This window comes from Mycobacterium sp. NPDC051804 (genome assembly GCF_044452905.1).
GTDB lineage: Bacteria > Actinomycetota > Actinomycetes > Mycobacteriales > Mycobacteriaceae > Mycobacterium.
This window is the reverse complement of record NZ_JBITCD010000003.1, coordinates 646,278-673,106: the sequence shown is the minus strand read 5'-3', so window position 1 is coordinate 673,106 and position 26,829 is coordinate 646,278. Positions and strand designations below refer to the sequence as shown.

The window sequence follows — 26,829 nt, the reverse complement described above, 5'->3', positions numbered from 1 at the left end:
TCTCGTTATGCGGTGGTTTGCTGCAGGAAGGAACGCATGAGGTCCGCGACTTCTTCGCCGGCGGTCTCCAGCAGGAAGTGGCCGCCGTCGAGAAGGTGGATCTCGGCGTCGTGGGCGTCCTTGCCGAAGGCGCGGGCGCCGTCGGGACCGAAGATCGGATCGTTGTAACCCCACACAGCGAGGACGGGCACCTTGCTGGTGCGCAGGTATTCGTGCAGTGCGGGGTACATCGGCGCGTTCGTCGCGTAGTCGCGGAACAGTGTGAGCTGAACCAGGTCGTTGCCCGGTCGGCTCACCAGTGCAGCGTCGTGGATCCACGTGTCAGGGCTGACGAGGGATTCGTCGCCGACACCGGTCAGGTACTGCCATCGGATGCCCTCGACGTCGAGTGCGGCACGAACCCCGGCTTCGGTGTCGGGGGTCTGCTCGCGCTGGTAGTCCCAGACCGCCGTCCAGAAGCTGTCGACGAAGCCTTCGTCATAGCCGTTGCCGTTCTGGGTGACGATCGCCGTGATTGCCTGCGGGTGCCGCAGCGCGAGGCGCCATCCAATGGGGGCGCCATAATCCTGGACGTATATCGCGTATCGGGTCACGCCCAGCTGGTCGAGCAGTCCTTCGGTCAGATCGGTCAACGCATCGAAGCTGTAGTCGAAGTCGTCGACGGACGGGGCATCGGAGAGTCCGAAGCCGAGGTGGTCCGGCGCGATCACGTGATAGAGGTCTGCGAGCCGGGGGATCAGGTCGCGGAACATGAACGAACTGGTCGGGAATCCGTGCAACAGGACGAGCGTCGGCGCGCCCTGTGGACCCGCTTCGCGATAGAAGATCCGATGGCCGTCAACGGTGGCGTAGCGGTGGTGAACATGGACTCCCATGACTAACTCCTTTGATCGGTTTTATCGGTTAGTGACAGGCTTACCCTTTCTGATGTAACCTGTCAATATTAATTTGGAGGTTAGATATGGATCTGGTGGCGGCGGCCCCCTCCGACGAGGCGTTTCTGCTCGATCTGCTCAACACAACGCCTGTTGTCGACGGCACAGTGCACGACGGCCTCGTCGATTCGGCGGCGGCGAAAGCCTGGATGCGCGCACACGACGTCGCAGACACCAAGGCGGAGCTCGCGGCCCTGCTGGAAGTGCGCCCGGTGCTGCAGAAGGTGGTGCGAGGCGAGACGGGCCCCAGGGCGCTCAAGCGTTTCGTCGACGGTGTCCGCCTGCGTCCGCTCGCAGGTGCCGACGGATTGGACTGGCGGGTCGACGTCGACGGTGCGGGCGGCGCGGCCCGTGCGGTGCTGGCCTGGGACGCGCTTCGGATCTCCAGTCCGGGCCGGCTGCGGCCGTGCGCGAACGACGAATGCCGGCTGTTCCTCATCGACCGCAGCAAGCCCAACACCGCCAGGTGGTGTTCGATGGCCATATGCGGCAACCGGATGAAAGCCCGCAGACACTATCGCCGCGCCCGGACGGCAGAGGCGTGAACGATCGCGCCATCCCCACATTGGTTTCGCTCAACGTCGGTATGCCCGCCGATGTGCCGTGGCGGGGCAAGACGGTCCACACCGGCATCGACAAGAATCCGGTGCAGGGTTCGGTGATGGTGCGACGACTGAACATCGACGGCGACGGCCAGGGCGACCTCAACGGGCACGGCGGCGAACAACGCGCGGTCATGGTCTACCAAACCGAGTCCTACGACCATTGGCGGCGTCACTTCGGACGCGACGATCTGGTGCCGGGCACGTTCGGCGAGAACTTCACGATCACAGGTCTGAGCGACGAGGACGTGTGCATCGGGGACAGGTATCGCATCGGGGAGGCCGAATTCGAGGTCACTCAACCGAGGGTGACGTGCTTTCGCGTCGGGATGCGTCTGGGCGAGCCCGAGATGCCGAATCTCCTTGTCGCCCATCACCGTCCAGGCTTCTACTTCCGCGTCATCGAAGAAGGCGTCGTCGCGGCGGGCGACCAGATCGTGCGGACACGTCGCGGACGCCACGAACTCAGCGTCGCCGACGTCGATGCATTGTTGTACCTACCCGGCCGCGACATCGACATGCTGCGCAAGGCGGTCGATGTTCCTGCGCTCAGCCCGGGCTGGCAGCAGTCCTTCGTCGAGTTACTCGCCGCCCACGAAAACCCCTCCGGCGCAACACCGCCGCCGATCGGCGTCGAACCCGGCTGGCACGGATTCCGCCCATTGCGGGTGGCCGAAACTCGCCGCGAAAGCCCGTCCGTCGTCTCGATCGAGTTCGAAACCACCGACGGCACGGCGCTACCTGCCCCGCGCCCGGGCCAGTTCCTGACGCTGCGGGTATCCGCCGGCGACCCCGCGCCACTGCGCAGCTATTCGTTGTCGAGCGCCGGCACGCGGTACCGCATCAGCGTGAAGCGTGAAGAACACGGCCGGGTGAGCCGCTGGATCCACGAGAAGCTCCGGGCCGGCTCCGTGCTCGAGGCGGCCGCGCCACGTGGTGACTTCTATCTAGGCGACGAGACCGGTCCGGTCGTGCTCGCCTCGGCGGGCATCGGCGTCACCCCGGTGCTCGCGATGCTGCACGCCCTGGCGGCGCAGCGCAGTGAGCGAGAGGTCTGGTGGCTACACGTCACTCGTGACCCGCAAAGCCTGGCTTTCGGCGCGGAAGTCGGCGAGCTCATCGAGTCGCTGCCCAACGCCCGCCAGCGAGTGTTCTACACCGCCGAGACCGGCAGACCCGACGCGGAGGCCGTCGCCGCGCTGGGACTGCCTCGTGACGCGATCGCGTATGTCTGCGGGCCCGAGCAGTTCATGGCCGACGTCCGCAGTGCGCTGGCGGGCGCGGGGATCGACGCGGCCCGCATTCACACCGAACTGTTTGGCGCGCTGCCGCCCATCAATCCCGGCATCACGGATGCGCCGCACCGGGCACCGCATCTGCCCGACGGTCTGCCGGGCACCGGGCCGGCTGTGTCGTTCGCGCGCAGCGGGATCACCGCCAAGTGGTCGGACGACTACGGCAGCATTCTCGAACTCGCCGAGGCGTGTGACGTTCCTACGCGCTTCTCCTGCCGCAGCGGTGTGTGCCACATCTGCGTCACGCCATTGGTGGATGGGACCATCACCTACCCGCAGCCGCCACTGGAGTTACCCGAGGAGGGGGCCGTGCTGATCTGTTCGGCGAAACCGACTTTGGGCGTCGTATTGGACCTGTGAGCCGACGGCTCTTCCGTCACACTGTGTCGCGTGGTCACTATTCCAGCGCCTGTGTGGCGGGGTGGGTTCGCGTCGCGTGCACTGACGACCGGCTGCGCGGTCGGCCTGTGCGTCGGTGTGTTGGCGTGGCTCGATTCGGGGTTCTGGATTTCCGGCGTGATCGTGCTCGTGATCGTCGGCACGACCTACGGGATCTTCATGGCGCGCCGCATGGCCCGGTACTGGCCGAGTGCGAAGGACCTCACCGGCGATGACCGCTTCGCGGTGGCGCGAGCGGTTCGGCAGGGCGAGGCGGTCGACGACCGCCTCTCACAGTCCGCCATCGACTACAGCCGCGGACTGCACGCGGCCGCCGAGACGGGGCGGTGGGTGCGCTGGGTGCTCATCTTCGTCCTTGTCGTCGCGATGGCGACGGCGGTGTGGGACTGGGAGTACGGCGCGTGGGGCAACGTGGTCGCATCGGCCATCTATCTGGTGGCACTCGTCGTCGAGGTGTTCTGGTTGCCGAAGTACCAAGCTCGGCTGTTGGCCAATGCGGATAAGGCAGCGACATTGGCACGAAAGTCTCGGTAACGCCGGACCTATCTGGTAACCCAGTCAGTGTGAGCTTCGACGATCGCTACGTCGCCACCCGCCGACAGCTGCGCGGTGTCGCCGAGAGTCTGATAGCAGGCCCGCAATACCGATCGTCGGGCACGATCCGGCTCGCGGTGCGCCAGGACGGCTTCGCCGCGATGACGATCCCCGTCGCGGTGCACGGCACCGAACTGGTGCTACCGAATGATGCGGTGCCGTTGGAGGGGCCGATGAGTTTGGTCGCCGAGGCCGCGGGCATCGTCGCGGGCCCACCCGAGGGGGTCTACACGATCGTCGACCCGCTGCCGCCCAACACCGATCTGAGACTCGACGCCCACGCCACCGAGTGGATCAACCGCAGCCACTATGCGGGTGGGTATGCCCTGAAGACTTTTCTGCCCGACTGCCATCCCGTGCTGTGGCCCGAACATTTCGACGTCGCGGTGACCGAGGAGGAAGTGAACTACGGCGTGTCCGCCGGCGACGACGAGCACCCGATGCCCTACGCGTACGTGGGCCCGGGGTCGGTGCCCACCGGCGACTTCTGGAACGCGTCGTTCGGCGCGCGCTACCCGCTGGACCGCAGCTTCGATGTCGACAGGTTGACCAGCCGCATAGCCGAATTCTTCGAACGCGGTCGTCGTGAACTATCGACTGTTTTGCCATGACCACATACTGGGAACAGACTGTCGGAGCCTGACGTTAGGAGAAACGTGGCTACGAAAGACATCACCGCCGAACAATTCAACGAGACCATCACGGACAACGACATCGTGCTGGTCGACTTCTGGGCGTCGTGGTGCGGGCCGTGTAAGCAATTCGCCCCGACCTTCGCGGCGTCCTCGGAGCAGCATCCGGACGTCGTGTTCGCGAAGGTCGACACCGAGGCTGAGCAGGAGCTCGCCGCGGCTGCCGATATCCGCTCGATCCCGACCCTGATGGTCTTCAAGAAAGGCAAGCTGGTGTTCAACCAGGCTGGAGCGTTGCCGCCGGCCGCTCTCGAAGACCTGGTCCAGAAGGTCAAGGAGTTCGACGTCGACGCGGCGATGGCCGCGCAGGAGAACGGTCAGCCGGAGTAACGAGTGCACGCGATAGCGTGCACTCCGTGAGCGAACAATTCGTCCTAGTAGACCGTCCGCGCCCCGGCGTGGCATTGGTGACGTTGAACCGTCCCGAGCGAATGAATTCCATGGCGTTCGACGTCATGGTCCCGCTCAAAAAGGTGCTCGACGAGCTGACCTACGACAACGAGGTTCGGGTGATCGTGCTCACAGGAGCCGGCCGCGGCTTCTCGTCCGGCGCCGATCACAAGTCAGCCGGATCCGTGCCCCACATCGACGGGCTCACCCGTCCGAGCTTCGCTCTGCGATCGATGCAGGTGCTCGATGACGTCATTCTGGCGCTGCGCAAGATGCACCAGCCCGTCATCGCCGCCGTGAACGGCGCGGCAATCGGCGGGGGACTGTGCCTGGCCCTCGCCTGTGACATCCGCGTTGCCGCAGCTGGGGCGTACTTTCGCGCCGCAGGAATCAACAACGGACTGACGGCGAGCGAGCTCGGCCTGTCGTACCTCCTGCCTCGCGCGATCGGGACCTCGCGGGCGTTCGAGCTGATGCTGACCGGCCGCGACGTCGACGCCGACGAAGCTCAGCGCATCGGCCTCGTATCGCGCTCGGTACCCGAGGCCGATCTGCTCGAGACGTGTTACGACATGGCCGAGGGCATCGCCTCGTTCTCGCGCCCGGGAATCGAGTTGACCAAGCGCACGCTTTGGAGTGGACTTGACGCCGGTAGCCTGGAGGCACATATGCAGGCCGAAGGCCTAGGACAACTCTTCGTCCGATTGCTCACCGCTAATTTCGAGGAAGCGGTTGCAGCGCGCGCGGAGAAGCGTGCCCCGGTCTTCACCGACGAACGCTAGCGCGAGGAGGCGACGGCCTCTGACGACAAGTAAGAACTGAGGAGAATGCAGCGTGATCACCGCAACGGACCTGGAGGTCCGCGCCGGCGCGCGCACGCTGCTCTCCACTGAAGGCGCTGCGCTGAGGGTGCAGCCCGGCGACCGTATCGGCTTGGTCGGGCGTAACGGGGCGGGCAAGACCACCACCATGCGCATCCTGGCGGGGGAGGGCGAACCCTACGCGGGCACGATCATTCGTGCGGGAGACGTCGGTTATCTGCCACAGGATCCCAGAGAAGGGGACCTCGACGTCCTCGCCCGCGATCGCGTCTTGTCGGCACGCGGCCTCGATTCCTTGCTGGCGGATCTGGAGAAGCAGCAGGCGCTGATGGCCGAGGTCGCCGACGACACCGCCCGCGACAAGGCGGTGCGCCGCTACGGCCAGCTCGAGGAGCGGTTCGCCGCGCTCGGCGGATACGCCGCGGAAAGCGAAGCGGGCCGTATCTGCGCGAGTCTCGGTCTGGCGGAGCGTGTTCTGACGCAGCCGCTGCGCACGCTGTCCGGCGGTCAGCGTCGTCGGGTGGAGCTCGCGCGAATCCTGTTCGCCGCGTCCGAATCCGGTGCCGGCTCGTCGACCACGCTGTTGCTCGACGAGCCGACCAACCACCTCGACGCCGACTCGGTCGGTTGGCTGCGCGAATTCCTCCAGCAGCACAAGGGCGGCTTGATCGTCATCAGCCACAACGTCGATCTGCTTGCCGACGTCGTCAACCGCGTGTGGTTCCTGGACGCGGTGCGCGGTGAGGCCGACGTCTACAACATGGGCTGGCAGAAGTATCTCGACGCCCGGGCCACCGATGAGCAGCGTCGCCGCCGGGAACGCGCCAATGCCGAACGCAAGGCCAGCGCTCTGCGGACCCAGGCCGCGAAGATGGGGGCGAAAGCCACCAAAGCCGTTGCCGCGCAAAATATGTTGCGCCGGGCAGACCGCATGATGGCTGCGCTGGACGAGGAACGGGTAGCCGACAAGGTGGCGCGGATAAAGTTCCCGACGCCGGCATCGTGCGGTCGCGTCCCGTTGGTCGCCAAGGGTCTGACGAAGAATTACGGGTCGCTCGAGGTGTTCACCGGTGTGGACCTGGCGATCGACCGTGGGTCGCGCGTCGTGGTGCTCGGACTGAACGGCGCGGGCAAGACGACGCTGCTGAGGGTTTTGGCAGGTGCCGAAACCGCGGATGCCGGAACGCTCGAACCCGGTCATGGACTGAAGCTCGGCTACTTCGCGCAGGAACACGACACGCTCGACGACCGTGCGACGGTGTGGGAGAACATCCGCCACGCGGCACCCGACACCGGCGAGCAGGATCTGCGGGGTCTGTTGGGCGCGTTCATGTTCAGCGGTCCGCAGCTCGAACAACCCGCGGGCACGCTGTCCGGCGGTGAGAAGACCAGGCTGGCGCTGGCCGGGCTCGTCGCGTCAACGGCCAATGTGCTGCTGCTCGACGAGCCGACCAACAATCTCGATCCCGCGTCGCGCGAGCAGGTTCTCGACGCATTGCGAAGCTATGTCGGCGCGGTGGTGTTGGTTACGCACGACCCAGGGGCGGCTGAGGCACTGGATCCGCAACGCGTGGTGTTACTGCCCGACGGCACCGAAGACTTCTGGTCGAACGACTATCGGGATCTCATCGAGCTCGCTTGAGCCGGTCGAGCAAACAGTTTCGCCGAAATCTCACCCGCTGGTGTAACCGGTTCCTAGGCTGGGTATCCGTCGGGGAATCAAACGCGCGGGGAGGTGCCGATGAAGAAACTGACCAAGGCCCGAGACGAACTACTCACCGAGCTGAGGAGCGCTTACGAAGGCGGCGCGAGTATCAGAACGCTCGTGGCGTCGACCGGTCGCTCTTACGGATCGATTCACAGCATGTTGCGTGAGTCGGGTACCACGATGCGCAGTCGCGGCGGCCCGAACCACCGCAGCCGCAGACACTACACCTGACCGTCGGGCTGGGCTTGGCGCAGTGATGCCTCGACCAGGTCCAGTACGCCACTGAGCTTTTCGGGATCGTCACCCGAAGCCAACCGCGCGACCAGGCCGTCAAGTACGAGATCGAGGTAAGTCTGCAGCACCGCGCTCGGCACGTCGTCGCGTAGCCTGCCAGCCTGTTTCTGGCGGCGTAATCGCGCGGTGGTGGCCGCCGAGAGTTCGGCCGACCGCTCCAACCATCCTCGGTGAAACTCAGGGTCGTTGCGTAGCTTGCGCGCGATCTCCAGCCGCGTCGCGAGCCAGTCGAATTGCTCGGGCGCCGCCAGCATGTCCCGCATCACTTGGACGAGACCCTCCCGCGAAGCGACGTCGGCCATGCGTTCGGCGTCCTCGCGCGCTAACTCGAAGAACAAGGTGTCTTTGTCGCGAAAGTGGTGAAAGATGGCGCCGCGCGACAGCCCGATCGTCTGTTCGAGCCGTCGCACGGTCGCCTTGTCGTATCCGTACTCCGCGAAACACCGCCGGGCACCGTCGAGTATCTGACGGCGGCGCGCCGCCAAATGGCCATCGGTGACCCGGGGCATTGTTTCGACTCCTCGCGCGAGCGCTCGTCGGCCTTAGCCCCGAAGCATGTTGCGCAGGACGTACTGCAGAATGCCGCCGTTACGGTAGTAGTCCGCCTCACCGGGGGTGTCGATGCGCACGACCGCATCGAACTCGACGGTGTCGCCGTCCTCCTTCTTAGCGCTCACCTTCACCGTCTTCGGCGTCTTGCCGTCGTTGAGGGCTTCAATGCCGGTGATGTCGAACGTCTCGGTGCCGTCCAATTTCAGCGACGCCGCCGACTCGCCCTCCGGGAACTGCAGCGGAATGACGCCCATACCGATCAGATTGCTGCGGTGGATGCGCTCGAAGGACTCGGTGATCACCGCGCGCACGCCGAGCAGGCTGGTGCCCTTGGCGGCCCAGTCGCGCGAGCTACCCGACCCGTATTCCTTGCCACCCAGCACGACCAGCGGGATGCCCTTTTCGGCGTAGTTCTGTGCGGCGTCATAGATGAACGCCTGCTCTCCGCCGTTGGTGAAATCTCGGGTGTATCCGCCGGATACGTCGTCGAGCAGCTGATTGCGCAGCCGAATGTTGGCGAAGGTGCCCCGGATCATCACCTCATGGTTGCCTCGCCGCGAACCGTAGGAGTTGTAGTCCGCCTTCTCCACGCCGTGGGAGTCGAGGTACTGCGCCGCCGGCGTTCCCGGCTTGATGCTGCCCGCCGGGGAGATGTGGTCGGTGGTCACCGAATCACCCAACAGCGCCAGCACTCTGGCGCCAGAGATGTCCGTGACGGCCTCGGGCTCGGCGGGCATCCCGTCGAAGTACGGAGGCTTTCTTACGTACGTCGACTTGTCGTCCCACTCGAAGGTGTTGCCACTCGGCGTCGGCAGGTTGCGCCAGCGCTCGTCACCCTTGAACACGTCCGCGTAGTTCTGCACGAACATCTCGGTGTTGATCGCGTTCGCGATGGTGTCGTCGATGTCCTTCTGCGACGGCCAGATGTCTTTGAGGAAGACGTCGTTACCGGACTCGTCCTTACCCAGCGCTTCGGACTCGAAGTCGAAGTCCATGGTGCCCGCCAGCGCGTACGCGATGACCAGCGGTGGTGACGCCAGGTAGTTCATCTTGACGTCGGGATTGATCCGGCCCTCGAAGTTGCGGTTACCCGACAGAACGGCGGTCACGGACAGGTCGGCGTCGTTGATCGCCTTGCTGATGTCGTCGGGCAGCGGTCCAGAGTTGCCGATGCACGTCGTGCAGCCGTAGCCGACGAGGTAGAAGCCCAGCTTCTCCAGATATGGCCACAGTCCGGCCTTGTCGTAGTAGTCGGTGACCACCTGGGAGCCCGGCGCCATCGTGGTCTTCACCCACGGCTTCGAGGTCAGACCCTTGTCGACGGCGTTCTTGGCCAGCAGCGCCGCGCCGAGCATGACCTCGGGGTTGGAGGTGTTGGTGCAGGAGGTGATCGCCGCGATCACCACCGCCCCGTGGTCGATGATGCAATCGCCGCGTTCGGAATTCTTGACCTCGACCGGGTTGCTCGGCCTGCCATTCGAACCGGCCGCTGCCGACGGTACGACGGCGTCCTCGTCGGCGAATGACAGCGAGGCCGGGTCGCTGGCCGGGAATGACTCCTCGACCACCTCGTCGAGGTTGGTGTGCGGGTTCTCCGCTTCACCTTCCACGTAGTTGTGAATGTCCTTGCGGAAGGCCGACTTTGCGTCGGAAAGCGCGATACGGTCCTGCGGACGCTTCGGCCCGGCGATCGATGCGACGACGTCGCCGAGGTCGAGCTCGATGTACTCCGAGAACTCGAGCTCGCGCGACGGGTCGTGCCACATGCCCTGTTCCTTGGCGTAGGCCTCGACCAGTGCCAGCTGCTGTTCACTGCGACCGGTCATCCGCAGGTAGTCGATCGTGACGTCGTCGATCGGGAAAATGGCTGCGGTGGAACCGAATTCGGGGCTCATGTTGCCCAGAGTCGCGCGGTTGGCCAGCGGTACCTCTGCGACACCCTCGCCGTAGAACTCGACGAACTTGCCGACCACGCCATGCTTGCGCAGCATCTCGGTGACGGTCAACACCACGTCGGTCGCGGTGACGCCCGCCGGGCGCTCACCGGACAGCTTGAACCCGACGACCCGCGGGATGAGCATCGACACCGGCTGGCCCAGCATGGCCGCCTCGGCCTCGATGCCGCCGACGCCCCAGCCCAGCACGCCCAGCCCGTTCTCCATCGTGGTGTGCGAGTCGGTGCCCACGCAGGTGTCCGGGTAGGCAACGCCGTCGCGGGACATCACGACGCTGGCCAGGTACTCGATGTTGACCTGGTGCACGATCCCGGTGCCCGGAGGCACGACCTTGAAGTCGTTGAACGCGCCCTGACCCCAGCGCAGGAACTGATAGCGCTCGCCGTTGCGCTGATATTCGATCTCGACGTTGCGCTCGAAGGCGTTGGCGGTGCCGAACAGGTCGGCGATCACCGAATGGTCGATCACCAGGTCGGCCGGGGCCAGGGGGTTGACCTGGTCCGGGTCGCCGCCGAGTTCGCCGACGGCCTCGCGCATGGTGGCGAGGTCGACGATGCACGGCACACCCGTGAAGTCCTGCATGATCACCCGGGCCGGGGTGAACTGGATCTCGACGCTGGGGTCGGCCGAAGGATCCCAATTCGCGATCGCCTCGATGTGGTCCTTGGTGATGTTGGCGCCGTCCTCGGTGCGCAGCAGATTCTCGGCGAGCACCTTCAGGCTGTAGGGAAGTTTCTCGGTACCGGGCACGGCGTCCAGGCGATAGATCTCGTAGCTCTGGTCTCCGACCTTCAGCGTGTCGCGGGCTCCAAATGAATTGACCGAATCTTTGCTGCTCACATCAACTCCCGGCTAGATATCGCCGCGACGGGCTGTGTCGGCGGCGCTGTCGATTCTAACAGTACGCTTGTCCTGTAAACCACCCAGGGGTGGTTTCAGTCTTGTCCTAACGTGCGCGTGCTGCCACCCCGGTCGGATACCCATCGCGTACGGTTTCACCTGTGATCGGACCGCAAGTCATGCCGTTCCTGCCGGCCTATATCCCGCCAGACGTGTGCGGGGCGGTCGGAAAAGATCCCGCGACCACACCGGTCGACGAGTGTATGAACCTCGTGATCGCCGATATCAGGGACGGCGGTGTGAGCGCCGCGCCCACGCCGGAGAACGAAGGCCTGGCCGACGTCGTCACCGAGGCCAAGCAGCAGGGCATCGATCTGAAGATCGTCGTCGTCGATCGCAATCCGCCCATCGACACCCCACTGCGCGACATCGCCACCGAGGTGGGGGAGGCATACCCGGGTTCGACGGTGTTAGTGCTCAGCCCGACCGAGTCCGGCACGTTCAGCACGACCTATGACCGGATGACGCTGGAGGCCGGTCAGGATGTCGCCGAGGGGCGCGGACCGGTGCAGGGCTCGAAGAATTTCGTGAGCGAGTTGACCAATCAGCATTTCCCCTGGACGACATTCACGATTGTGGTCGTTCTAGCAGTGATTGCCGCCGTAGTGGCAACGCGAATGTTGCAAAACCGCGCCAAACGACAGAACGCGTAAACACGCGCGAAAAGTCGCCTGGCGCTGGGGTTTTGCGAAATTGCCGCCAGCGTAATGTCACGGCCGCATAACGCTATTCGCAATTACAAACTTGTAGTTTGTGACTAAAGTTTCCTTGGCGTCAGATGTGACGTACGGTGCAATCTGTAGCTGATGTTGCAGGTGTGACTTAAGTGGCTTCTGTGCATTAGCGACCGACGAATGTGCCCGCACGTTCGCGTGAGCCATAGGAGACCTTGTCGAATGAGACGCACCTCTAGCGCCTCTGCGTCGCGGCTTTGCACGCGGGTCTGCGCAATTCCGCTCACGGCCGGAATGCTGCTTGTCACACCGGGTTTGGCCGTTTCTCAACCGGGCAGCCCGGACAGCGTCGGGGCGCTGGTCGCCGCCGTCGCCAACGTCAACCAGAAGCTGCAGGATCTTGGTGCCGCGATCCAGGCGAAGCAGGAAGGCGTCAACAAGGCGATCCTCGACGTGCAGACCGCACGCGATGCCGCCGCAGCCGCGCAGGTCGAACTCGACGCCAGCGCGCAGCGCGTCAAAGATGCCAACGCCGCGATCGAGGCGGCGCAGGATCGCTTCGACACCTTCGCTGTCGCAACCTATGTCAACGGTCCGTCCAGCTCATACCTGACCGCGAAAGACCCGAGCGACATCCTCAACACCGCGACCACCGGCGAGACGCTTGCGGTGAGCACGCAGCAGGTGATCAGCGATCTGCAGCGGGCGCGTACCGAACAGGTGAACAAGGAGTCCGCAGCGAGGCTGGCCAAGCAGAATGCGGACCAGGCAGTCGTCGATGCCGAGGCCAGCCAGCAGACCGCGGTATCGGCGCTGACCGAAGCTCAGCAGACCTTCCGCACCCAGCAGGCCGAACTCGACAAGCTAACGGCCGAACGAGAGGCCGCCCAGGCCAAGCTGAACGCGGCTCGCCAGTGGTCGGCGCCGGCGTCGGGTGCTCCGGCGCAGCCGGCCTCCGCGCCGACGGGACCGTCGTCGAATCCCGCGGGAAACTGGGACGCTGCGCCGCAGAAAGTCGATGCGGCCACCGGTAACTGGGCCACGGGCTGGGATCCGACCCTGCCCGCGATCCCGAGCGCTTTCGTCAGTGGCGATCCGATCGCGATCATCAACACGGTCCTCGGTTATGCGTCGACCTCGGCACAGGTCACCCAGGACCTTGGACGCAAGTTCCTGCAATCGCTGGGCCTGCTGCCGCAGCCGACCCCCGCCTCGGGCTTCACGAACGGCGCCATTCCCCGCGTCTACGGCAGGCAGGCCACCGAGTACGTGATCCAGCGCGCCATGTCGCAGCGGGGTGTGCCGTATTCATGGGGCGGCGGCAACGCGGCAGGCAAGAGCACCGGTATCGATTCCGGTTCCAACACAGTCGGATTCGACTGTTCGGGACTGATGCTCTACGCCTTCGCCGGTGTTGGCATCAAACTCGACCACTACTCGGGTTCGCAGTACAACGCGGGCCGCAAGGTCCCCTCGGCCGAGGCTCGCCGTGGCGACATGCTCTTCTGGGGACCCAACGCCAGCCAGCACGTAGCCCTCTACCTCGGCGACGGGCAGATGCTCGAGGCGCCCTACACCGGGTCGGTCGTGAAGGTCTCACCGGTCCGCACCAGCGGTATGACCCCGTACGCAACCCGTCTCATCGAATGGTGACGAGAAGGATTACTTTGCATTTCAGGCGTTTTCGGCTCCTCAGCGGCCTTCTGCTGATGGTCGCGGCACTTGCCGTGGCCATCGGCGCGGCCATGCCCGCCACCGCCGCACCCGACGACGGTCAATGGGACCCCACTCTGCCCAAGATTCTGTCCGCGGGCGCGCCGGGCGATCCACTGTCGGTGGCCAACGCGTCACTGGCGGCGACCGCTCAGGCCACCGAAGCGACGTTGAACCTCGGCCGCTCGTTCCTGTCCTCCCTCGGTTTCGGCCCGCCGGCCTCGGCGAGCGTTGCGCCCGGCCGGGTGCGCGGCCCGCAGGCCGTCGAGTACGTCATCCGTCGCGGCGGCTCCCAGATCGGCACCCCGTACTCCTGGGGTGGCGGCAAGCCCACCGGCCCGAGCACCGGCGTCGACTCCGGCGCCAACATCGTCGGCTACGACTGTTCGGGCTTCACCCAGTACTCGTTCGCCGGTGTCGGTGTGCTGATCCCGAAGTATTCCGGCGATCAGTACAACACTGGTCGAAAGGTTCCTTTGAACCAGGCGAAGCGCGGCGATCTGCTGTTCTGGGGTCCGGGCGGCAGCCAGCACGTCGCGATCTATCTCGGCGGCGACAAGATGCTGGAGTCCGGCGGCACCGCGGGCGGGGTAGGGGTCAGCCAGGTGCGTAGGGCTGGCCTGCAGCCGTATGTCGCGCGAATTATCGAAACCTGAGCCGGGGCTGAGCAAAGCCTGAGCTCCTGCTAGCAATGCTGGTCATGTGGACGGCACGCGGCCGGGCAACGTCGACGTATCCCTGAGTGCCTGGAATAGTTGACGACGAGCGTGCGGCGGACAAGGTGTCGCAGAGGCCAGGAGATCGGCCAATACAGATGTGGGAGGACCGTTGATGACGTCACCGAGTGGGTCGCCGCAGGGCGCCGGAGGGTTCCCTGGACAGGCCCCGTCCGGACCAGGCCCCGCGCAGGGTTACCCCGCGGGACAGGGCGGCACGCACGCCGCACCGGCCAACAACGGAGGCCTCCAGCAGGAGGTACACACCCTCGAGCGAGCCATCTTCGAGGTCAAGCGGATCATCGTCGGCCAGGACCAGCTTGTCGAACGCATGCTGGTCGGTCTGCTCGCAAAAGGCCACGTCCTGCTCGAAGGTGTCCCCGGTGTCGCCAAGACGCTGGCCGTCGAGACGTTCGCCAAGGTCGTGGGTGGCACCTTCGCGCGTATCCAGTTCACCCCCGACCTGGTGCCCACCGACATCGTCGGTACCCGCATCTACCGTCAGGGCAAGGAGGAGTTCGACATCGAACTCGGCCCCGTGGTGGTCAACTTCCTGCTCGCCGACGAGATCAACCGCGCGCCGGCCAAGGTCCAGTCGGCGCTGCTCGAGGTCATGGCCGAGCGCAAGATCTCGATCGGCGGCAAGACCTTCCCGCTGCCCGCGCCGTTCCTGGTGATGGCGACGCAGAACCCGATCGAGCAGGAGGGTGTGTACGCGCTTCCGGAAGCGCAGCGCGACCGCTTCCTGTTCAAGCTCAACATCGACTACCCGACGCCGGAGGAAGAGCGCGAGATCATCTACCGGATGGGCGTGAAGCCGCCGGAGCCCAAGCAGGTGCTCGGCCCCGGCGACCTCCTCCGCCTGCAGGACGTCGCGGCGAACAACTTCGTCCATCACGCACTGGTGGACTATGTGGTGCGCGTCGTCACCGCTACGCGCGAGCCCGAGAAGTTCGGTATGCCCGATGCGAAGGCGTGGATCGCCTACGGCGCCTCACCGCGTGCCTCACTCGGCATCATCGCGGCCTCGCGTGCGCTCGCCCTGGTGCGCGGACGTGACTACGTCATCCCGCAGGACGTCGTCGAGGTCATCCCCGATGTGCTGCGCCACCGCCTCGTGCTGACATACGACGCGCTGGCCGACGAGATCTCCTCCGAGACGGTGATTAACCGGATTCTGCAGACCGTTGGACTACCGCAGGTGAATGCGATTCCGCAGCAAGGTCATTCGGTGCCGCCCGTGATGCCTGCCGCTGCGGCTGCGGCTAGCGGTCGGTGACTCCGACACCGGGCCGACCGACGCGGCGAGTCGACCTGCCGTCGCTCAAGCGGGGGGAGATCCGCGATCCCGCGCTGACGGCGGCGCTGCGCAAGCTCGAATTGACCGTGCGCCGCAAGCTCGACGGTGTGCTGCACGGTGACCACCTGGGCCTGCTGCCGGGGCCGGGGTCCGAGCCCGGCGAGTCGCGGCTCTACCAGCCCGGTGACGATGTGCGCCGGATGGACTGGTCGGTGACCGCCCGCACCACACATCCGCACGTCCGCCAGATGATCGCCGACCGCGAGCTGGAGACCTGGTTGGTGGTCGACGTCTCGGCGAGCCTGGACTTCGGCACCGTGGGCTGCGAGAAGCGTGACCTGGCGGTGGCCGCGGCCGCTGCGATCACGTTCCTCAACAGCGGTGGTGGCAACCGGATCGGTGCCATCATCGCCAACGGTGACACCGTGCGTCGCGTGCCCGCGCTGTCGGGCCGCATGCACGAGCAGGAGATGCTGCGCGCCATCGCCACGATGCCGAAGGCGCCCGCGGGGGTCCGCGGTGATCTGGCCGCCGCCATCGACGCCCTGCGCAGGCCCGAGCGCCGGCGGGGTATGGCCGTGATCATCAGCGACTTCCTCGGCCCCATCAACTGGATGCGCCCGCTGCGGGCCATCGCCGGACGGCACGAGGTGCTCGGCATCGAGGTGCTTGATCCGCGCGACGTGGAACTGCCGCCCGTCGGCGACGTCATCCTGCAGGACACCGAGACCGGTCGGACTCGCGAGTTCACCATCGACGAACAACTGCGCGACGACTTCGCGAAGGCCGCGGCGGCGCATCGGGCCGAGGTGGCTCGGACGCTGCGACGCTGCGATGCACCGCTGCTGTCGCTGCGCACCGACAGGGACTGGATCGCCGACGTGGTTCGGTTCGTCGCCACCCGCCGCTTGGCCCTCGCAGGCCGCGCCTAAGAGCCTCGGATGCGAAGAAATTAGTCGTATATGACATTACCGCTACTTGGACCTATAACGCTTTCGGGATTCGAGCACGCATGGTTCTTCCTGTTCCTGTTGGTTGTGCTGGGCGTGATTGCGCTGTACATCTTCGTGCAGCTGGCCCGGCACCGGCGGATGCTGCGGTTCGCCAACATGGAATTGCTGGAAAGTGTTGCGCCCAAACGGCCTACGCGCAGGCGACACCTGCCCGCGATCCTGCTCGTCATCGCGCTTGTCTTCCTGACGGTGGCGATGGCGGGCCCGACGCACGACGTTCGAATTCCGCGAAACCGCGCCGTGGTGATGCTGGTGATGGACGTATCGCAGTCGATGCGCGCCACCGACGTGTCGCCTAACCGCATGGCCGCGGCCCAGGAGGCGTCCAAGCAGTTCGCCGACGAGCTCACTCCCGGAATCAATCTCGGGCTGATCGCCTATGCCGGCACCGCCACCGTGCTCGTCTCACCGACCACCGGCCGCGAGGCCACCAAGGCCGCGATTGACAAGCTGCAGTTCGCCGACCGCACCGCCACCGGTGAGGGCATCTTCACCGCGTTGCAGGCGATCGCCACCGTGGGAGCGGTGATCGGCGGTGGCGACGAACCGCCGCCCGCGCGCATCGTGCTGTTCTCCGACGGCAAGGAGACGGTGCCGTCGAACCCGGACAATCCCAAGGGCGCGTTCACTGCGGCCCGCACCGCCAAGGATCAGGGCGTGCCGATCTCGACGATTTCGTTCGGGACGCCGTACGGATACGTCGAGATCAACGACCAGCGTCAGCCGGTGCCGGTGGACGACGAGATGCTCAAGGAGATCGCCGACCTGTCCGGCGGTGAGGCGTTCACCGCGTCCAGCCTCGAACAGCTGCGCCAGGTGTATGCGAACCTGCAGCAGCAGATCGGCTACGAAACGATCAGGGGCGATGCGAGCGTGGGCTGGCTCCGCCTGGGTGCGCTGGCGCTGGCGCTAGCCGCGCTGTCGGCGTTGCTCATCAACCGTCGTTTGCCGAACTAGGGATGACGAGCTGATATGAACCTTCCGCTGCTGGGGCCGGTCTCTCTCACCGGCTTTTCCCACATCTTCTGGTTCCTGTTCTTCCTCGTCATCGTGCTGGGGCTGGCCGGGCTGTACTTCTATGCCCAGCGAGCCAGGCGCAAGCGGTTGCAGCAGTTCGCGAATACGGAGCTGCTCGACAGCGTGGCGCCCAGACGTCCGAGCGTGTGGCGCCACGTGCCCGCCGCACTGCTGGGAATCGCGTTGCTGTTCTTGACGATCGCCTTGGCCGGGCCCACCTACGACCAGCGCCTGCCACGAAACCGCGCGGTCGTGATGCTGACCATCGACGTGTCGCAGTCGATGCGCGCCACCGATGTCGAACCTGATCGGTTGACCGCGGCCAAGGAGGCCTCCAAGAAGTTCGTCGATCAGCTCACTCCGGGAATCAACCTCGGCGTGATCGCCTACGCCGGGACCGCCACCGTGCTCGTCTCCCCGACAACGAACCGCGACGCCAGCCGGCGCGCTATCGACAACTTGCAGGTGGCCGACCGCACCGCCACCGGTGAAGCGATTTTCACCGCGCTGTCGTCGATCTCCACCGTTGGCGCCGTGATCGGCGGCGGTGACACACCGCCGCCCGCGCGCATCGTGCTGTTCTCCGACGGCAAGGAGACCGTGCCGTCCAACCCCGACAACCCGAAAGGTGCCTTCACCGCAGCACGCACCGCGAAGGATCAGGGCGTACCGATCTCGACGATCTCGTTCGGCACCGAACACGGTGAAGTCGAGGTCAACGACGAGAAGGTGCCGGTGCCCGTCGACGACGCGATGATGAAGAAGATCGCCCAGCTGTCCGGCGGTGAGGCTTACACCGCCTCCAACATCGACGAACTGAACAAGGTCTACTCCACGCTGCAGGATCAGATCGGCTACGAGACGGTTCGGGGTGAGGCCACGACCGGCTGGCTGCGGCTCGCCGCGCTGGCTGCCGCGGCCGCAGCGGTGGCGAGCCTGTTGATCAACCGCCGACTGCCACTCTGAGGCGATTTCTTAAGAATGCTGTTGAGGCGATAGGTTGGCGGGCATGCCGGAATTCGTATCCCGCTCCGTACTCGTCACCGGTGGTAATCGCGGCATCGGTCTTGCGATAGCTCAGCGTCTCGCAGCCGACGGGCACAAAGTGGCCATCACACACCGAGGATCGGGTGCGCCCGAGGGTCTATTCGGTGTGGTGTGCGACGTCACCGACAACGAAGCCGTCGACCGCGCGTTCAAAGAGGTCGAGGAGCACCAGGGTCCGGTCGAGGTGCTGGTGTCCAACGCCGGCATCTCCCAGGACGCGTTCATGATCCGGATGACCGAAGAGCGCTTCGAAAACGTCATCAACGCCAACCTCACCGGTGCATTCCGGGTGGCGCAGCGGGCTTCGCGCAGCATGCAGCGCAAGCGATTCGGCCGGATCATCTTCATCGGCTCGGTTTCGGGCATGTGGGGGATCGGGAACCAGTCCAACTATGCGGCCGCCAAGGCCGGCCTGATCGGTATGGCCCGTTCCATCTCCCGCGAGATGTCCAAGGCCGGCGTCACCGCGAATGTCGTTGCGCCCGGATACATCGACACCGAGATGACCCGCGCGCTCGACGAGCGGATCCAGGAGGGCGCGCTGGACTTCATCCCGGCCAAGCGCGTCGGCACGGCCGAGGAGGTCGCCGGGGCGGTCAGCTTCCTGGCGTCAGAGGATGCGAGTTATATCGCCGGCGCGGTGATCCCGGTCGACGGCGGCATGGGCATGGGCCACTAGAAAGGAACAGGGCGCTTCACATGACACTTCTGCAAGGCAAGCGGATCCTCGTAACGGGGATCATCACGGACTCCTCGATCGCGTTCCACATCGCCAAGGTCGCCCAGGAGGCGGGCGCGGAGTTGGTCCTCACCGGTTTCGACCGGATGAAGCTGATCCAGCGCATCGCTGACCGGCTCCCGGAGAAGGCGCCACTGCTCGAGCTCGACGTACAGGACGAAAAGCACCTCGGCACACTGGCCGACCGCGTCACCGAGGTGATCGGCGACGGCAACAAGCTGGACGGCGTCGTGCACTCGATCGGCTACATGCCGCAGACCGGCATGGGTATCAACCCGTTCTTCGACGCGCCGTACGAGGACGTCGCCAAGGGCATCCACATTTCGGCCTATTCGTACGCCTCGCTGGCGAAAGCGGTGCTCCCGATCATGAATCCGGGCGGCGCGATCGTCGGTATGGACTTCGACCCGACGCGTGCGATGCCCGCCTACAACTGGATGACGGTCGCCAAGAGCGCGCTGGAGTCCGTGAACCGGTTCGTGGCGCGCGAAGCGGGTCCACATGGTGTGCGCTCGAATCTTGTTGCCGCAGGCCCGATCCGGACGCTGGCCATGAGCGCCATCGTCGGCGGCGCGCTGGGCGAGGAGGCCGGTGCGCAGATGAAGCTGCTCGAAGAGGGTTGGGATCAGCGGGCGCCTATCGGGTGGAACATGAAGGACCCGACGCCGGTCGCCAAGACCGTCTGCGCCCTGTTGTCGGACTGGCTGCCCGCGACCACCGGCACGATCATCTACGCCGACGGCGGCGCCAGCACACAGCTTCTCTAGATGGATCGCTCCGCGGTGGACGCCGTCCTGCTGCTGTCGTTCGGTGGGCCGGAGGGACCGGATCAGGTGATGCCGTTCCTGCAGAACGTCACCCGGGGCCGGGGGATTCCACCGGAACGACTTGCCTCCGTTGCCGAGCACTACCAGCATTTCGGCGGCGTGTCGCCGATCAATGGCATCAACCGCGCGGTGATCGACGAGCTGCGCGGACTCATCGACATCCCGGTCTACTTCGGCAACCGGAACTGGGAGCCGTACGCCGAGGACACCGTCGCCGCCATGGCAGCCGACGGGGTGCGTACCGCAGCGGTCTTCGCGACGTCGGCGTGGGGCGGCTATTCAGGCTGCACGCAGTACGTCGAGGACATCGCGCGGGCCAGGCAGGCCGCCGGTGAGAGGGCGCCCCGGATGGTGAAACTGCGTCAGTACTACGACCATCCGCTGTTCGTGCAGATGTTCAGCGACGCGATCATCGCGGCCGCGAAGACTGTGCCCGATCACGCGCGCTTGGTGTTCACCGCGCATTCCATTCCGTTGTCCAACAGATCTCGGTGCGGCACAGATCTCTATGCACGGCAGGTTGGGCATGCCGCCAAGCTCGTCGCGGCAGCGGCAGGCTACGACGACTACGACCAGGTCTGGCAGTCGCGTTCAGGACCTCCGCAGGTTCCGTGGTTGGAACCCGATGTCGCCGATCATCTCGCGGCTTTGGCGAAAACGGGAACAGACGCGGTGGTCGTATGCCCGATCGGCTTCGTCGCCGACCACATCGAGGTGGTGTGGGATCTCGACCACGAATTGCGCCTACAGGCGGAGGACTCCGGCATCGCATTCGCCAGGGCCGCGACACCCAACGCCCATCTTGCGCGCGTGGCCGCCGACCTTCTCGACGAACTACGCAACGGCCGCGACCCCATTCGTGTTCCGGATCCGGAATCGCCGCCGCTACAGGGCTACTCGATCGACGGCGTGGTCTGCACACCCCACTGCGTTAGCAGCTAGCCGGAGGCTCGTATTGGGTGTCTGCCGCAAGGACGCGGGTTAGTCGGCGCGCAACTCTGGAAGAGCAAGAGAAACATAGATGCTCAAAGGAGTTTCGCTATGCGACCAGTGTGCAAGCGAATAGCGACTGGCGTTGCAGCGGGCGCCGCGGCGTTGACGATCGCGGTGGCCCCCGTTGCCGTGGCAGAACCCGCGCCCGCCTCGCCGGTGGTGATCGTTCCGGCCGGTCACGGCTATGGCGGACACGGTGGCGGTGGTTACGGGGGCCACGGGTACGGCGGCCACGGTTACGGCCACGGATTCCACGGTTACCGCGGTCCGGGCTTCGATTACGGCTTCTACCGGCCCTGGTGGCCGTGGCGTTGGTGAGCGTCAGTGCTGCCAGGCGGCGTGCAGAATCGCGCTGACGGCGGCCAACCGCGCCGACCGTACGACACCGTTGAGCGGTCGCAGTGCTTCGCTGGCCGTCTGCACGTCCGCCGAGCTGTTCAGTCCGATCGGGATCAGACCTGAGCTGACGGTGATGATCGCGTCGATGTACGCGGCGTTCTCCAGCACTCGCAGGGCCCGTGTCGGCGCATGATCCGGAATACTGTGCCGCCGTTCGGATTCCACGACCTGTTCGACGAGACTGCGTGGGTCTTCGATGTCCCCGCCTGCCGCTTCGGCGTGTAGCGCGCCCAAAGCGTCGGCGGCGGAGCGGACCGCGTTGCGCATGGCGTACTCCGCCTCGCCGAGGTCGTGACCCTCGGTAGGCGTGGCGCCGGGTGCCGAGTACACCGTCCATGAGATCGCGCACGGATCGGCTTCGAGATCGGGTTCGTCGTCGCCGTCGGTGATATCGGGGTATTCGAAATCGGGCACCAGGCCGATGGCCTCGGCAGGGTCACCCGCCACGATGAGCGCCTCGCCCGCGGCGATGGCGTCACGCTGGAACTGCGTGCCCGCAGGCAGCCCGCGGACATCGCCGGGGACCGGCAGCGCAACACCCATCGCGGGCGCTCCGCTGGTCCGGCCCACCGAGGTGCGCAGCGTCTGCAGAAGGGACACCGCGCCCGCGTCGGTCAGATCAGGCCAGGGCAGCCCGGTGCGTCCGGCTGCCACCGAGTCGTATGCGGTGACGGAATGTCTTGGCGCCCACTGTGATAGCGCATCCAGGACATCGTCGGGCGCGGCGGCACCGGCAAGCCAGGCGTTAGCCCAAATCGACAACGACACACTCGGACACCACATGATTCCCGCAGTGTAGTTGTTAGCCGCTCATCGAGTCGGCTACGCGCTAGGCTGACGTCATGCCTGCTGCGTTGATCTGGCTAATCGCCGCGCTGGCCCTCGCCGGGGCCGAGGCGCTCACCGGCGACCTGTTCCTGCTCATGCTCGGGGGCGGTGCCCTCGCCGCGGCCGGTTCGAGTCTCGTCTTCGACGACCTGTGGGTACACGGCGCGGTTTTCGCCGTCGTATCCGTGCTGCTGCTGGTGCTGGTCCGGCCCGCATTGCGCAGGCATTTCAATTCGGGCACCGGGCTGCCCGAACGGGCGAAGGCGTTAGAGGGCAAAAGTGCGCTGGTGCTCGACCGGGTCGCCCGCCATGAAGGACAGGTGAAACTCGATGGCGAGGTCTGGACCGCGCGCCCGCTGAACGAGAACGACGTCTACGAACCCGGCGACCACGTGACGGTCGTCGAGATCGACGGCGCGACCGCCGTCGTCCAGAAAGTCGTCTAGAGAACACTGGACAACTAAGGAAGGAACGTTCAATGGATGGTGCTGTCGCCGGCTTGATTCTGGTGGCTGTGCTGGTGGTGTTCGCTGCCATCATCGTGGCCAAATCCATCGCGCTGATCCCACAGGCCGAGGCCGCGGTCATCGAACGGCTCGGCCGCTATAGCAAGACGGTGTCGGGGCAGCTGACGCTGCTGCTGCCGTTCGTCGACAAGATTCGTGCCCGCGTCGACCTGCGTGAGCGAGTGGTGTCCTTCCCGCCCCAGCCGGTGATCACCGAGGACAACCTGACGGTCAACATCGACACCGTCGTCTATTTCCAGGTCACCAATCCGCAGGCGGCGGTCTACCAGATCAGCAACTACATCGTCGGCGTCGAGCAGTTGACCACCACCACGCTGCGAAATGTGGTGGGCGGCATGACCCTCGAGCAGACCCTGACATCGCGCGACTCGATCAACGGCCAGCTGCGCGGCGTGCTCGACGAAGCCACCGGCCGGTGGGGATTGCGGGTCGCGCGTGTCGAGTTGCGCAGCATCGACCCGCCACCCTCGATTCAGGACTCGATGGAAAAGCAGATGCGCGCCGACCGCGAGAAGCGCGCGATGATCCTCACCGCCGAAGGTAACCGCGAGGCCTCGATCAAACAGGCCGAGGGCCAGAAGCAGGCCCAGATCCTGGCGGCCGAAGGCGCCAAGCAGGCGGCGATCCTCGCCGCCGAGGCAGACCGGCAGTCCCGCATGCTGCGTGCCCAGGGTGAACGGGCTGCCGCTTACCTACAGGCCCAGGGCCAGGCCAAGGCGATCGAGAAGACGTTCGCCGCGATCAAGAACGGGCGTCCCACCCCCGAGATGCTGGCCTATCAGTATTTGCAGACGCTGCCGCAGATGGCCAAAGGCGAGGCCAACAAGGTGTGGCTCGTGCCGAGTGACTTCGGTTCGGCGCTGCAGGGCTTTACGAAACTGCTCGGGGCGCCGGGGGAGGACGGGGTGTTCCGCTACACCCCGTCGCCAGTCGAGGAGACCCGTCCGGCCGCGGATGATGACGACGAGGTCGCCGACTGGTTCTCCACCGAGACCGATCCGGCGATCGCGCAGGCCGTTGCCAAAGCCGAGGCCGAGGCGCGTGTCCCCGTGCAGGGTGTGATCGACCCGCCGCCGCAGTATCCGCCGCTGTCGCAGCAGCAACAGCCCCCTTCTCAGTACAACGCGCCGCCACAGGGCCCCGCAGGAGGCGCTCACTCCCGCTAGCTGGCCTCGGTCTGCTGACGCTCCTCATGACGGCGGTGGGTGCGGAATTCGTACACCAGGCCGGCTACGCCGACGCACGCGGTGCAGAACGAGATCAGGACCAGTAGCGGGCTGACGCTACCGGTCAGCGCATCGCCGAGAATCACCACGGCCGAGGTGCCGGGTATGAGCCCGGCCAGAGTGGCGAACGTATAGGGAAGTACCCGAACCCCCGACGCGCCCGCCGCGTAATTCAGCACCGAGAACGGCACGGCAGGGATCAGCCGCATCGACACGACGGCGGGCCACCCGCGTTCCCGGAGCCGAGCGTCGAGCGCCTCGACCCGCGGATGGGGCACCAGCTTGTGGAGCTGCCAGCCGGCCGCACGAACCAGCAGTAGCGCGATGACCGAACTGACGGTGGCCGCCGCGACCGCGAGCGGGATGCCGAGCACCGGGCCGAACAGGAGGCCCGCGGCCAACGTGAACGCGGTACGCGGGAACGGAAAGACAGTCATCACGATGTGCGCGCCGAGGAATGCCAGCGGGAACCATGGGCCTACCGAATTCGCCCAATCGCGCAGCTGAACCGCATTGGGCAGGGGAACCAGTAACGCGATTGCGACAAGAATCACAATCACGGTGAGGATCGCGAACACCCGCCGTCGCGGCATCACGGACACCGTCGCGATCACCGCGTCACGCACTGCGCGCAAGGTGCTGACGACGGTATTCACGTCCGCCAAGCCTACTTTGCGGTGGCTGGTACCTCTCGTCGGCGATCCCGTGACTTGGCTGCCCGGCAGTCAACGCCGTGACCTGGATCATTTAGCCTGGTGAGCGGTCGTGTTAGACACAGAGGTCACACGTTGCGACAACAGGAGATGCCGGTGCCGGTAGATACGCCCGTGGGGTCGGAGTCGGATCGCGAGCAGTGGCGCGCGGCCGTGGCCGGAGTGCTCGCCAAGAGCAGCCGGAAAGATCCCGCAGACCTCGGCGAGGCGCCCGAACAACTTCTCGACTCGCCGACGTACGAGGGCTTCCCGATCCGGCCGCTGTACACGATTCTGGACTCCCAGCCCGAGGCCCCGCTGCCTGGCAGCTGGCCCTACATCCGCGGCGGCGACGGGCTGCGCGACGTCAAGTCGGGCTGGAAGGTCGCCGAGTCGTTCCCGGCGCCCGGACAGGTTTCGGTGGTAGACGGAAACGGCGCGGTATTGACGGCGCTCACCGAAGGCACCAGCGCGCTGATCATCGAGGTCGGATCCACGGCGGTGAGTGCCGACGAACTCGACCGTCTGCTCGAGGGCGTTTTCCTCGAGCTGGTTCCGGTGGTACTCGACGCGGGCGCCGACTACTCCGCAGCTGCCGACGCGGTGCTGGCGTTGGTGGCCGATCTGGATGACGAACGGCGAGCACGTCTTTCGGTCGACCTGGGCGCCGACCCCCTCACCGCACCGCTCAACGGACGCGTCGCGCCCTCGACCGACGAGGTGCTGGCCGCCGCCGTCAAGACAGTCGCTTACGACGGCGGTGTCCGCGCGATCACTGTCGACGGCCCGGCATTCCACAACCTCGGTGCCAACGCGTCATGGGAGCTGGCGGGCGCGATCGCCGCGGGCGTCAGCTATCTGCGCTTGCTGGTCGACAGCGGAGTCGCGGCGCCGGACGCGTTGCGTCAGATCAGTTTCCGGTTCGCGGCCGATGACGACCAGTTCATGACGATCGCCAAGCTGCGCGCCGCGCGCCAGCTATGGGCACGCGTCGCCGAAGTGGTTGGTGCGGCCGACGCGGGCGCAGCAACCGTGCACGCCGTGACATCCAAACCGATGATGGCTCAGCGTGATCCGTGGGTGAACATGCTTCGTACCACGGTGGCTGCCTTCGCGGCGGGCGTCGGAGGAGCCGATACCGTCGAAGTCCACACATTCGACAGCGCCATCCCCGGCGGATGGCCCGGCACCGCTCCGAGTTTCGCGCGTCGGATGGCGCGTAACACTCAACTGCTGCTGCTGGAGGAGTCGCACATCGGACGGGTGCTCGACCCCGGCGGTGGTTCGTGGTTCATCGAAGACCTCACTCGCTCACTCGCCGAGGAAGCGTGGAAGCATTTCCGCGACATCGAATCCCGAGGTGGTTTCGCGTCGGCCATCGACTACCTGACCGCACAGATCGCGGAAGTCAGCGAGAAGCGCAGCGACGACATCGCGCATCGGCGGACCGCCGTCACCGGTGTCAACGAATATCCGAACCTCTCGGAGATGCCTTTGCCCCATTCGGAACCGGATCCCGCGGTGCAGCGTTACGCGGCAGGTTTCGAAGCGTTGCGGGACCGCTCCGACGCGTATCTCGCGGAGCACGGTGAGCGGCCCACTGCATTGCTGCTGCCGCTCGGGCCGCTCTCAGAACACAACATCCGCACGACGTTCGCAGCCAACCTGCTGGCATCGGGCGGCGTCGAGGCCGTCAATCCGGGTCCACTGGACGCGGCGGGGATCGCACAGGCGGTTTCGGATGCCGGGGGAGCCGCGGTCGCGGTGGTGTGCGGTACCGATGCCCGCTACGCGGACGAGGCGTCGGGCGCGGTGGAAGCCGCTCGGGCGGCCGGTGTTTCGCACATCTATCTGGCCGGTCCGGAGAAGGCGGTCGCCAGCCCAGACACCCCAGCCGCGAACAAGCCGGACGAATACCTGACGGCCAAGATCGACGCGATCGCCGCGCTGGCGACTCTGCTCACCCGATTGGGGGCGTGAC

The 26,829-nt window shown here is 65.9% G+C and carries 27 protein-coding genes; 22 read left to right on the top strand and 5 right to left on the bottom strand.

Features of this window, described 5'->3' with window-relative positions:
* Positions 1–5: 5 nt before the first annotated feature.
* Positions 6–875 (bottom strand): alpha/beta fold hydrolase, encoded by an 870-nt coding sequence (locus tag ACIA48_RS14355; RefSeq protein WP_396732173.1) that lies wholly within the window; start codon positions 873–875, stop codon positions 6–8.
* An 86-nt stretch (positions 876–961) separates the two neighbouring features.
* Between ACIA48_RS14355 and ACIA48_RS14350 the strand changes: the two genes are divergently transcribed.
* The 8 genes from ACIA48_RS14350 to ACIA48_RS14315 all read left to right on the top strand — a co-directional run bounded on the left by ACIA48_RS14350 (position 962) and on the right by ACIA48_RS14315 (position 7,667).
* Positions 962–1,480: a CGNR zinc finger domain-containing protein gene (locus ACIA48_RS14350; RefSeq protein WP_396732171.1), complete on the top strand. Its 519-nt coding sequence runs from the start codon at positions 962–964 to the stop codon at positions 1,478–1,480.
* 11 nt (positions 1,481–1,491) lie between these two features.
* Positions 1,492–3,192 carry an MOSC domain-containing protein gene (locus tag ACIA48_RS14345; RefSeq protein ID WP_396732861.1) on the top strand — a complete coding sequence of 567 codons (1,701 nt, stop codon included), beginning with the start codon at positions 1,492–1,494 and terminating at the stop codon, positions 3,190–3,192.
* Between the two features lie 30 nt (positions 3,193–3,222).
* Complete coding sequence (locus ACIA48_RS14340; protein WP_396732168.1) at positions 3,223–3,765, top strand: hypothetical protein; 543 nt, start codon at positions 3,223–3,225, stop codon at positions 3,763–3,765.
* 29 nt (positions 3,766–3,794) lie between these two features.
* Positions 3,795–4,436, top strand: coding sequence for a hypothetical protein (locus tag ACIA48_RS14335; protein ID WP_396732165.1), 642 nt, complete (start codon positions 3,795–3,797; stop codon positions 4,434–4,436).
* A 45-nt stretch (positions 4,437–4,481) separates the two neighbouring features.
* A complete protein-coding gene (gene trxA / locus ACIA48_RS14330) occupies positions 4,482–4,847 on the top strand; it encodes a thioredoxin (RefSeq protein WP_396732162.1) in 366 nt (121 codons plus the stop codon).
* Between the two features lie 17 nt (positions 4,848–4,864).
* Positions 4,865–5,689, top strand: coding sequence for an enoyl-CoA hydratase (locus ACIA48_RS14325; protein ID WP_396732159.1), 825 nt, complete (start codon positions 4,865–4,867; stop codon positions 5,687–5,689).
* Positions 5,690–5,741: 52 nt separating this feature from the next.
* Positions 5,742–7,370 carry an ABC-F family ATP-binding cassette domain-containing protein gene (locus tag ACIA48_RS14320; protein ID WP_396732156.1) on the top strand — a complete coding sequence of 543 codons (1,629 nt, stop codon included), beginning with the start codon at positions 5,742–5,744 and terminating at the stop codon, positions 7,368–7,370.
* A 99-nt stretch (positions 7,371–7,469) separates the two neighbouring features.
* Positions 7,470–7,667: a helix-turn-helix domain-containing protein gene (locus ACIA48_RS14315; RefSeq protein ID WP_396732154.1), complete on the top strand. Its 198-nt coding sequence runs from the start codon at positions 7,470–7,472 to the stop codon at positions 7,665–7,667.
* Here ACIA48_RS14315 and ACIA48_RS14310 read toward each other — a convergent pair.
* The gene (locus ACIA48_RS14310; protein ID WP_396732151.1) at positions 7,658–8,239 is read right to left on the bottom strand and encodes a TetR/AcrR family transcriptional regulator; all 582 of its coding nucleotides are present in this window, start codon (positions 8,237–8,239) and stop codon (positions 7,658–7,660) included. The two genes, ACIA48_RS14315 and ACIA48_RS14310, sit on opposite strands and share 10 nt — an antisense overlap.
* A gap of 33 nt (positions 8,240–8,272) precedes the next feature.
* Positions 8,273–11,077: an aconitate hydratase AcnA gene (gene acnA, locus ACIA48_RS14305; protein WP_396732148.1), complete on the bottom strand. Its 2,805-nt coding sequence runs from the start codon at positions 11,075–11,077 to the stop codon at positions 8,273–8,275.
* Between the two features lie 161 nt (positions 11,078–11,238).
* Here acnA and ACIA48_RS14300 point away from each other — a divergent pair, with 161 nt between their 5' ends.
* From ACIA48_RS14300 to ACIA48_RS14250, 11 genes are all read left to right on the top strand, one after another.
* Positions 11,239–11,790 carry a DUF6676 family protein gene (locus ACIA48_RS14300; protein WP_396732145.1) on the top strand — a complete coding sequence of 184 codons (552 nt, stop codon included), beginning with the start codon at positions 11,239–11,241 and terminating at the stop codon, positions 11,788–11,790.
* 243 nt (positions 11,791–12,033) lie between these two features.
* Positions 12,034–13,464: an NlpC/P60 family peptidoglycan endopeptidase RipA gene (gene ripA / locus ACIA48_RS14295; RefSeq protein ID WP_396732142.1), complete on the top strand. Its 1,431-nt coding sequence runs from the start codon at positions 12,034–12,036 to the stop codon at positions 13,462–13,464.
* A gap of 56 nt (positions 13,465–13,520) precedes the next feature.
* Positions 13,521–14,180, top strand: coding sequence for an NlpC/P60 family peptidoglycan endopeptidase RipB (gene ripB / locus ACIA48_RS14290; RefSeq protein WP_396732139.1), 660 nt, complete (start codon positions 13,521–13,523; stop codon positions 14,178–14,180).
* A gap of 175 nt (positions 14,181–14,355) precedes the next feature.
* Complete coding sequence (locus ACIA48_RS14285) at positions 14,356–15,519, top strand: AAA family ATPase (RefSeq protein WP_396732137.1); 1,164 nt, start codon at positions 14,356–14,358, stop codon at positions 15,517–15,519.
* A gap of 35 nt (positions 15,520–15,554) precedes the next feature.
* The gene (locus tag ACIA48_RS14280; RefSeq protein ID WP_396732858.1) at positions 15,555–16,472 is read left to right on the top strand and encodes a DUF58 domain-containing protein; all 918 of its coding nucleotides are present in this window, start codon (positions 15,555–15,557) and stop codon (positions 16,470–16,472) included.
* 30 nt (positions 16,473–16,502) lie between these two features.
* A complete protein-coding gene (locus tag ACIA48_RS14275) occupies positions 16,503–17,510 on the top strand; it encodes a VWA domain-containing protein (RefSeq protein WP_396732134.1) in 1,008 nt (335 codons plus the stop codon).
* Between the two features lie 15 nt (positions 17,511–17,525).
* Positions 17,526–18,536: a VWA domain-containing protein gene (locus tag ACIA48_RS14270; protein ID WP_396732131.1), complete on the top strand. Its 1,011-nt coding sequence runs from the start codon at positions 17,526–17,528 to the stop codon at positions 18,534–18,536.
* A 43-nt stretch (positions 18,537–18,579) separates the two neighbouring features.
* Entirely contained in the window at positions 18,580–19,296 is a 717-nt protein-coding gene (gene fabG1, locus ACIA48_RS14265) for a 3-oxoacyl-ACP reductase FabG1 (RefSeq protein WP_396732128.1), read from the top strand.
* Between the two features lie 20 nt (positions 19,297–19,316).
* Positions 19,317–20,123 carry an NADH-dependent enoyl-ACP reductase InhA gene (inhA, locus tag ACIA48_RS14260; RefSeq protein ID WP_396732125.1) on the top strand — a complete coding sequence of 269 codons (807 nt, stop codon included), beginning with the start codon at positions 19,317–19,319 and terminating at the stop codon, positions 20,121–20,123.
* On the top strand, positions 20,124–21,125 hold the full coding sequence (locus ACIA48_RS14255; RefSeq protein WP_396732122.1) for a ferrochelatase: 1,002 nt from the start codon (positions 20,124–20,126) through the stop codon (positions 21,123–21,125). It abuts the gene before it with no gap.
* Positions 21,126–21,224: 99 nt separating this feature from the next.
* The gene (locus tag ACIA48_RS14250; RefSeq protein WP_396732119.1) at positions 21,225–21,494 is read left to right on the top strand and encodes a hypothetical protein; all 270 of its coding nucleotides are present in this window, start codon (positions 21,225–21,227) and stop codon (positions 21,492–21,494) included.
* A 3-nt stretch (positions 21,495–21,497) separates the two neighbouring features.
* Here ACIA48_RS14250 and ACIA48_RS14245 read toward each other — a convergent pair whose 3' ends face one another.
* Positions 21,498–22,358 (bottom strand): hypothetical protein, encoded by an 861-nt coding sequence (locus ACIA48_RS14245; RefSeq protein WP_396732116.1) that lies wholly within the window; start codon positions 22,356–22,358, stop codon positions 21,498–21,500.
* Positions 22,359–22,417: 59 nt separating this feature from the next.
* Here ACIA48_RS14245 and ACIA48_RS14240 point away from each other — a divergent pair, with 59 nt between their 5' ends.
* Complete coding sequence (locus ACIA48_RS14240) at positions 22,418–22,849, top strand: NfeD family protein (RefSeq protein WP_396732113.1); 432 nt, start codon at positions 22,418–22,420, stop codon at positions 22,847–22,849.
* Between the two features lie 32 nt (positions 22,850–22,881).
* Entirely contained in the window at positions 22,882–24,096 is a 1,215-nt protein-coding gene (locus tag ACIA48_RS14235; protein WP_396732112.1) for an SPFH domain-containing protein, read from the top strand.
* Here ACIA48_RS14235 and ACIA48_RS14230 read toward each other — a convergent pair.
* Complete coding sequence (locus tag ACIA48_RS14230; protein WP_396732109.1) at positions 24,093–24,812, bottom strand: TVP38/TMEM64 family protein; 720 nt, start codon at positions 24,810–24,812, stop codon at positions 24,093–24,095. The genes ACIA48_RS14235 and ACIA48_RS14230 overlap by 4 nt on opposite strands.
* A gap of 147 nt (positions 24,813–24,959) precedes the next feature.
* Here ACIA48_RS14230 and mutA point away from each other — a divergent pair, with 147 nt between their 5' ends.
* Positions 24,960–26,828, top strand: a complete 1,869-nt coding sequence (gene mutA / locus ACIA48_RS14225) for a methylmalonyl-CoA mutase small subunit (RefSeq protein ID WP_396732855.1) — start codon at positions 24,960–24,962, stop codon at positions 26,826–26,828.
* The last annotated feature ends 1 nt before the right edge of the window (position 26,829 follow it).

What these genes read in the sequence shown, in the direction of transcription:
- ACIA48_RS14270 (WP_396732131.1), top strand. Translation starts at nt 17,526, where the DNA reads ATGAACCTTCCGCTGCTGGGGCCGGTCTCTCTCACCGGCTTTTCCCAC.
- ACIA48_RS14355 (WP_396732173.1), bottom strand. Translation starts at nt 875, where the DNA reads ATGGGAGTCCATGTTCACCACCGCTACGCCACCGTTGACGGCCATCGG.
- ACIA48_RS14310 (WP_396732151.1), bottom strand. Translation starts at nt 8,239, where the DNA reads ATGCCCCGGGTCACCGATGGCCATTTGGCGGCGCGCCGCCGTCAGATA.
- inhA (WP_396732125.1), top strand. Translation starts at nt 19,317, where the DNA reads ATGACACTTCTGCAAGGCAAGCGGATCCTCGTAACGGGGATCATCACG.
- ACIA48_RS14245 (WP_396732116.1), bottom strand. Translation starts at nt 22,358, where the DNA reads ATGTGGTGTCCGAGTGTGTCGTTGTCGATTTGGGCTAACGCCTGGCTT.
- ACIA48_RS14285 (WP_396732137.1), top strand. Translation starts at nt 14,356, where the DNA reads ATGACGTCACCGAGTGGGTCGCCGCAGGGCGCCGGAGGGTTCCCTGGA.
- fabG1 (WP_396732128.1), top strand. Translation starts at nt 18,580, where the DNA reads ATGCCGGAATTCGTATCCCGCTCCGTACTCGTCACCGGTGGTAATCGC.
- ACIA48_RS14255 (WP_396732122.1), top strand. Translation starts at nt 20,124, where the DNA reads ATGGATCGCTCCGCGGTGGACGCCGTCCTGCTGCTGTCGTTCGGTGGG.
- ACIA48_RS14240 (WP_396732113.1), top strand. Translation starts at nt 22,418, where the DNA reads ATGCCTGCTGCGTTGATCTGGCTAATCGCCGCGCTGGCCCTCGCCGGG.
- ACIA48_RS14275 (WP_396732134.1), top strand. Translation starts at nt 16,503, where the DNA reads ATGACATTACCGCTACTTGGACCTATAACGCTTTCGGGATTCGAGCAC.
- ACIA48_RS14350 (WP_396732171.1), top strand. Translation starts at nt 962, where the DNA reads ATGGATCTGGTGGCGGCGGCCCCCTCCGACGAGGCGTTTCTGCTCGAT.
- ripA (WP_396732142.1), top strand. Translation starts at nt 12,034, where the DNA reads ATGAGACGCACCTCTAGCGCCTCTGCGTCGCGGCTTTGCACGCGGGTC.
- mutA (WP_396732855.1), top strand. Translation starts at nt 24,960, where the DNA reads ATGCCGGTGCCGGTAGATACGCCCGTGGGGTCGGAGTCGGATCGCGAG.
- ripB (WP_396732139.1), top strand. Translation starts at nt 13,521, where the DNA reads ATGGTCGCGGCACTTGCCGTGGCCATCGGCGCGGCCATGCCCGCCACC.
- ACIA48_RS14315 (WP_396732154.1), top strand. Translation starts at nt 7,470, where the DNA reads ATGAAGAAACTGACCAAGGCCCGAGACGAACTACTCACCGAGCTGAGG.
- ACIA48_RS14250 (WP_396732119.1), top strand. Translation starts at nt 21,225, where the DNA reads ATGCGACCAGTGTGCAAGCGAATAGCGACTGGCGTTGCAGCGGGCGCC.
- ACIA48_RS14235 (WP_396732112.1), top strand. Translation starts at nt 22,882, where the DNA reads ATGGATGGTGCTGTCGCCGGCTTGATTCTGGTGGCTGTGCTGGTGGTG.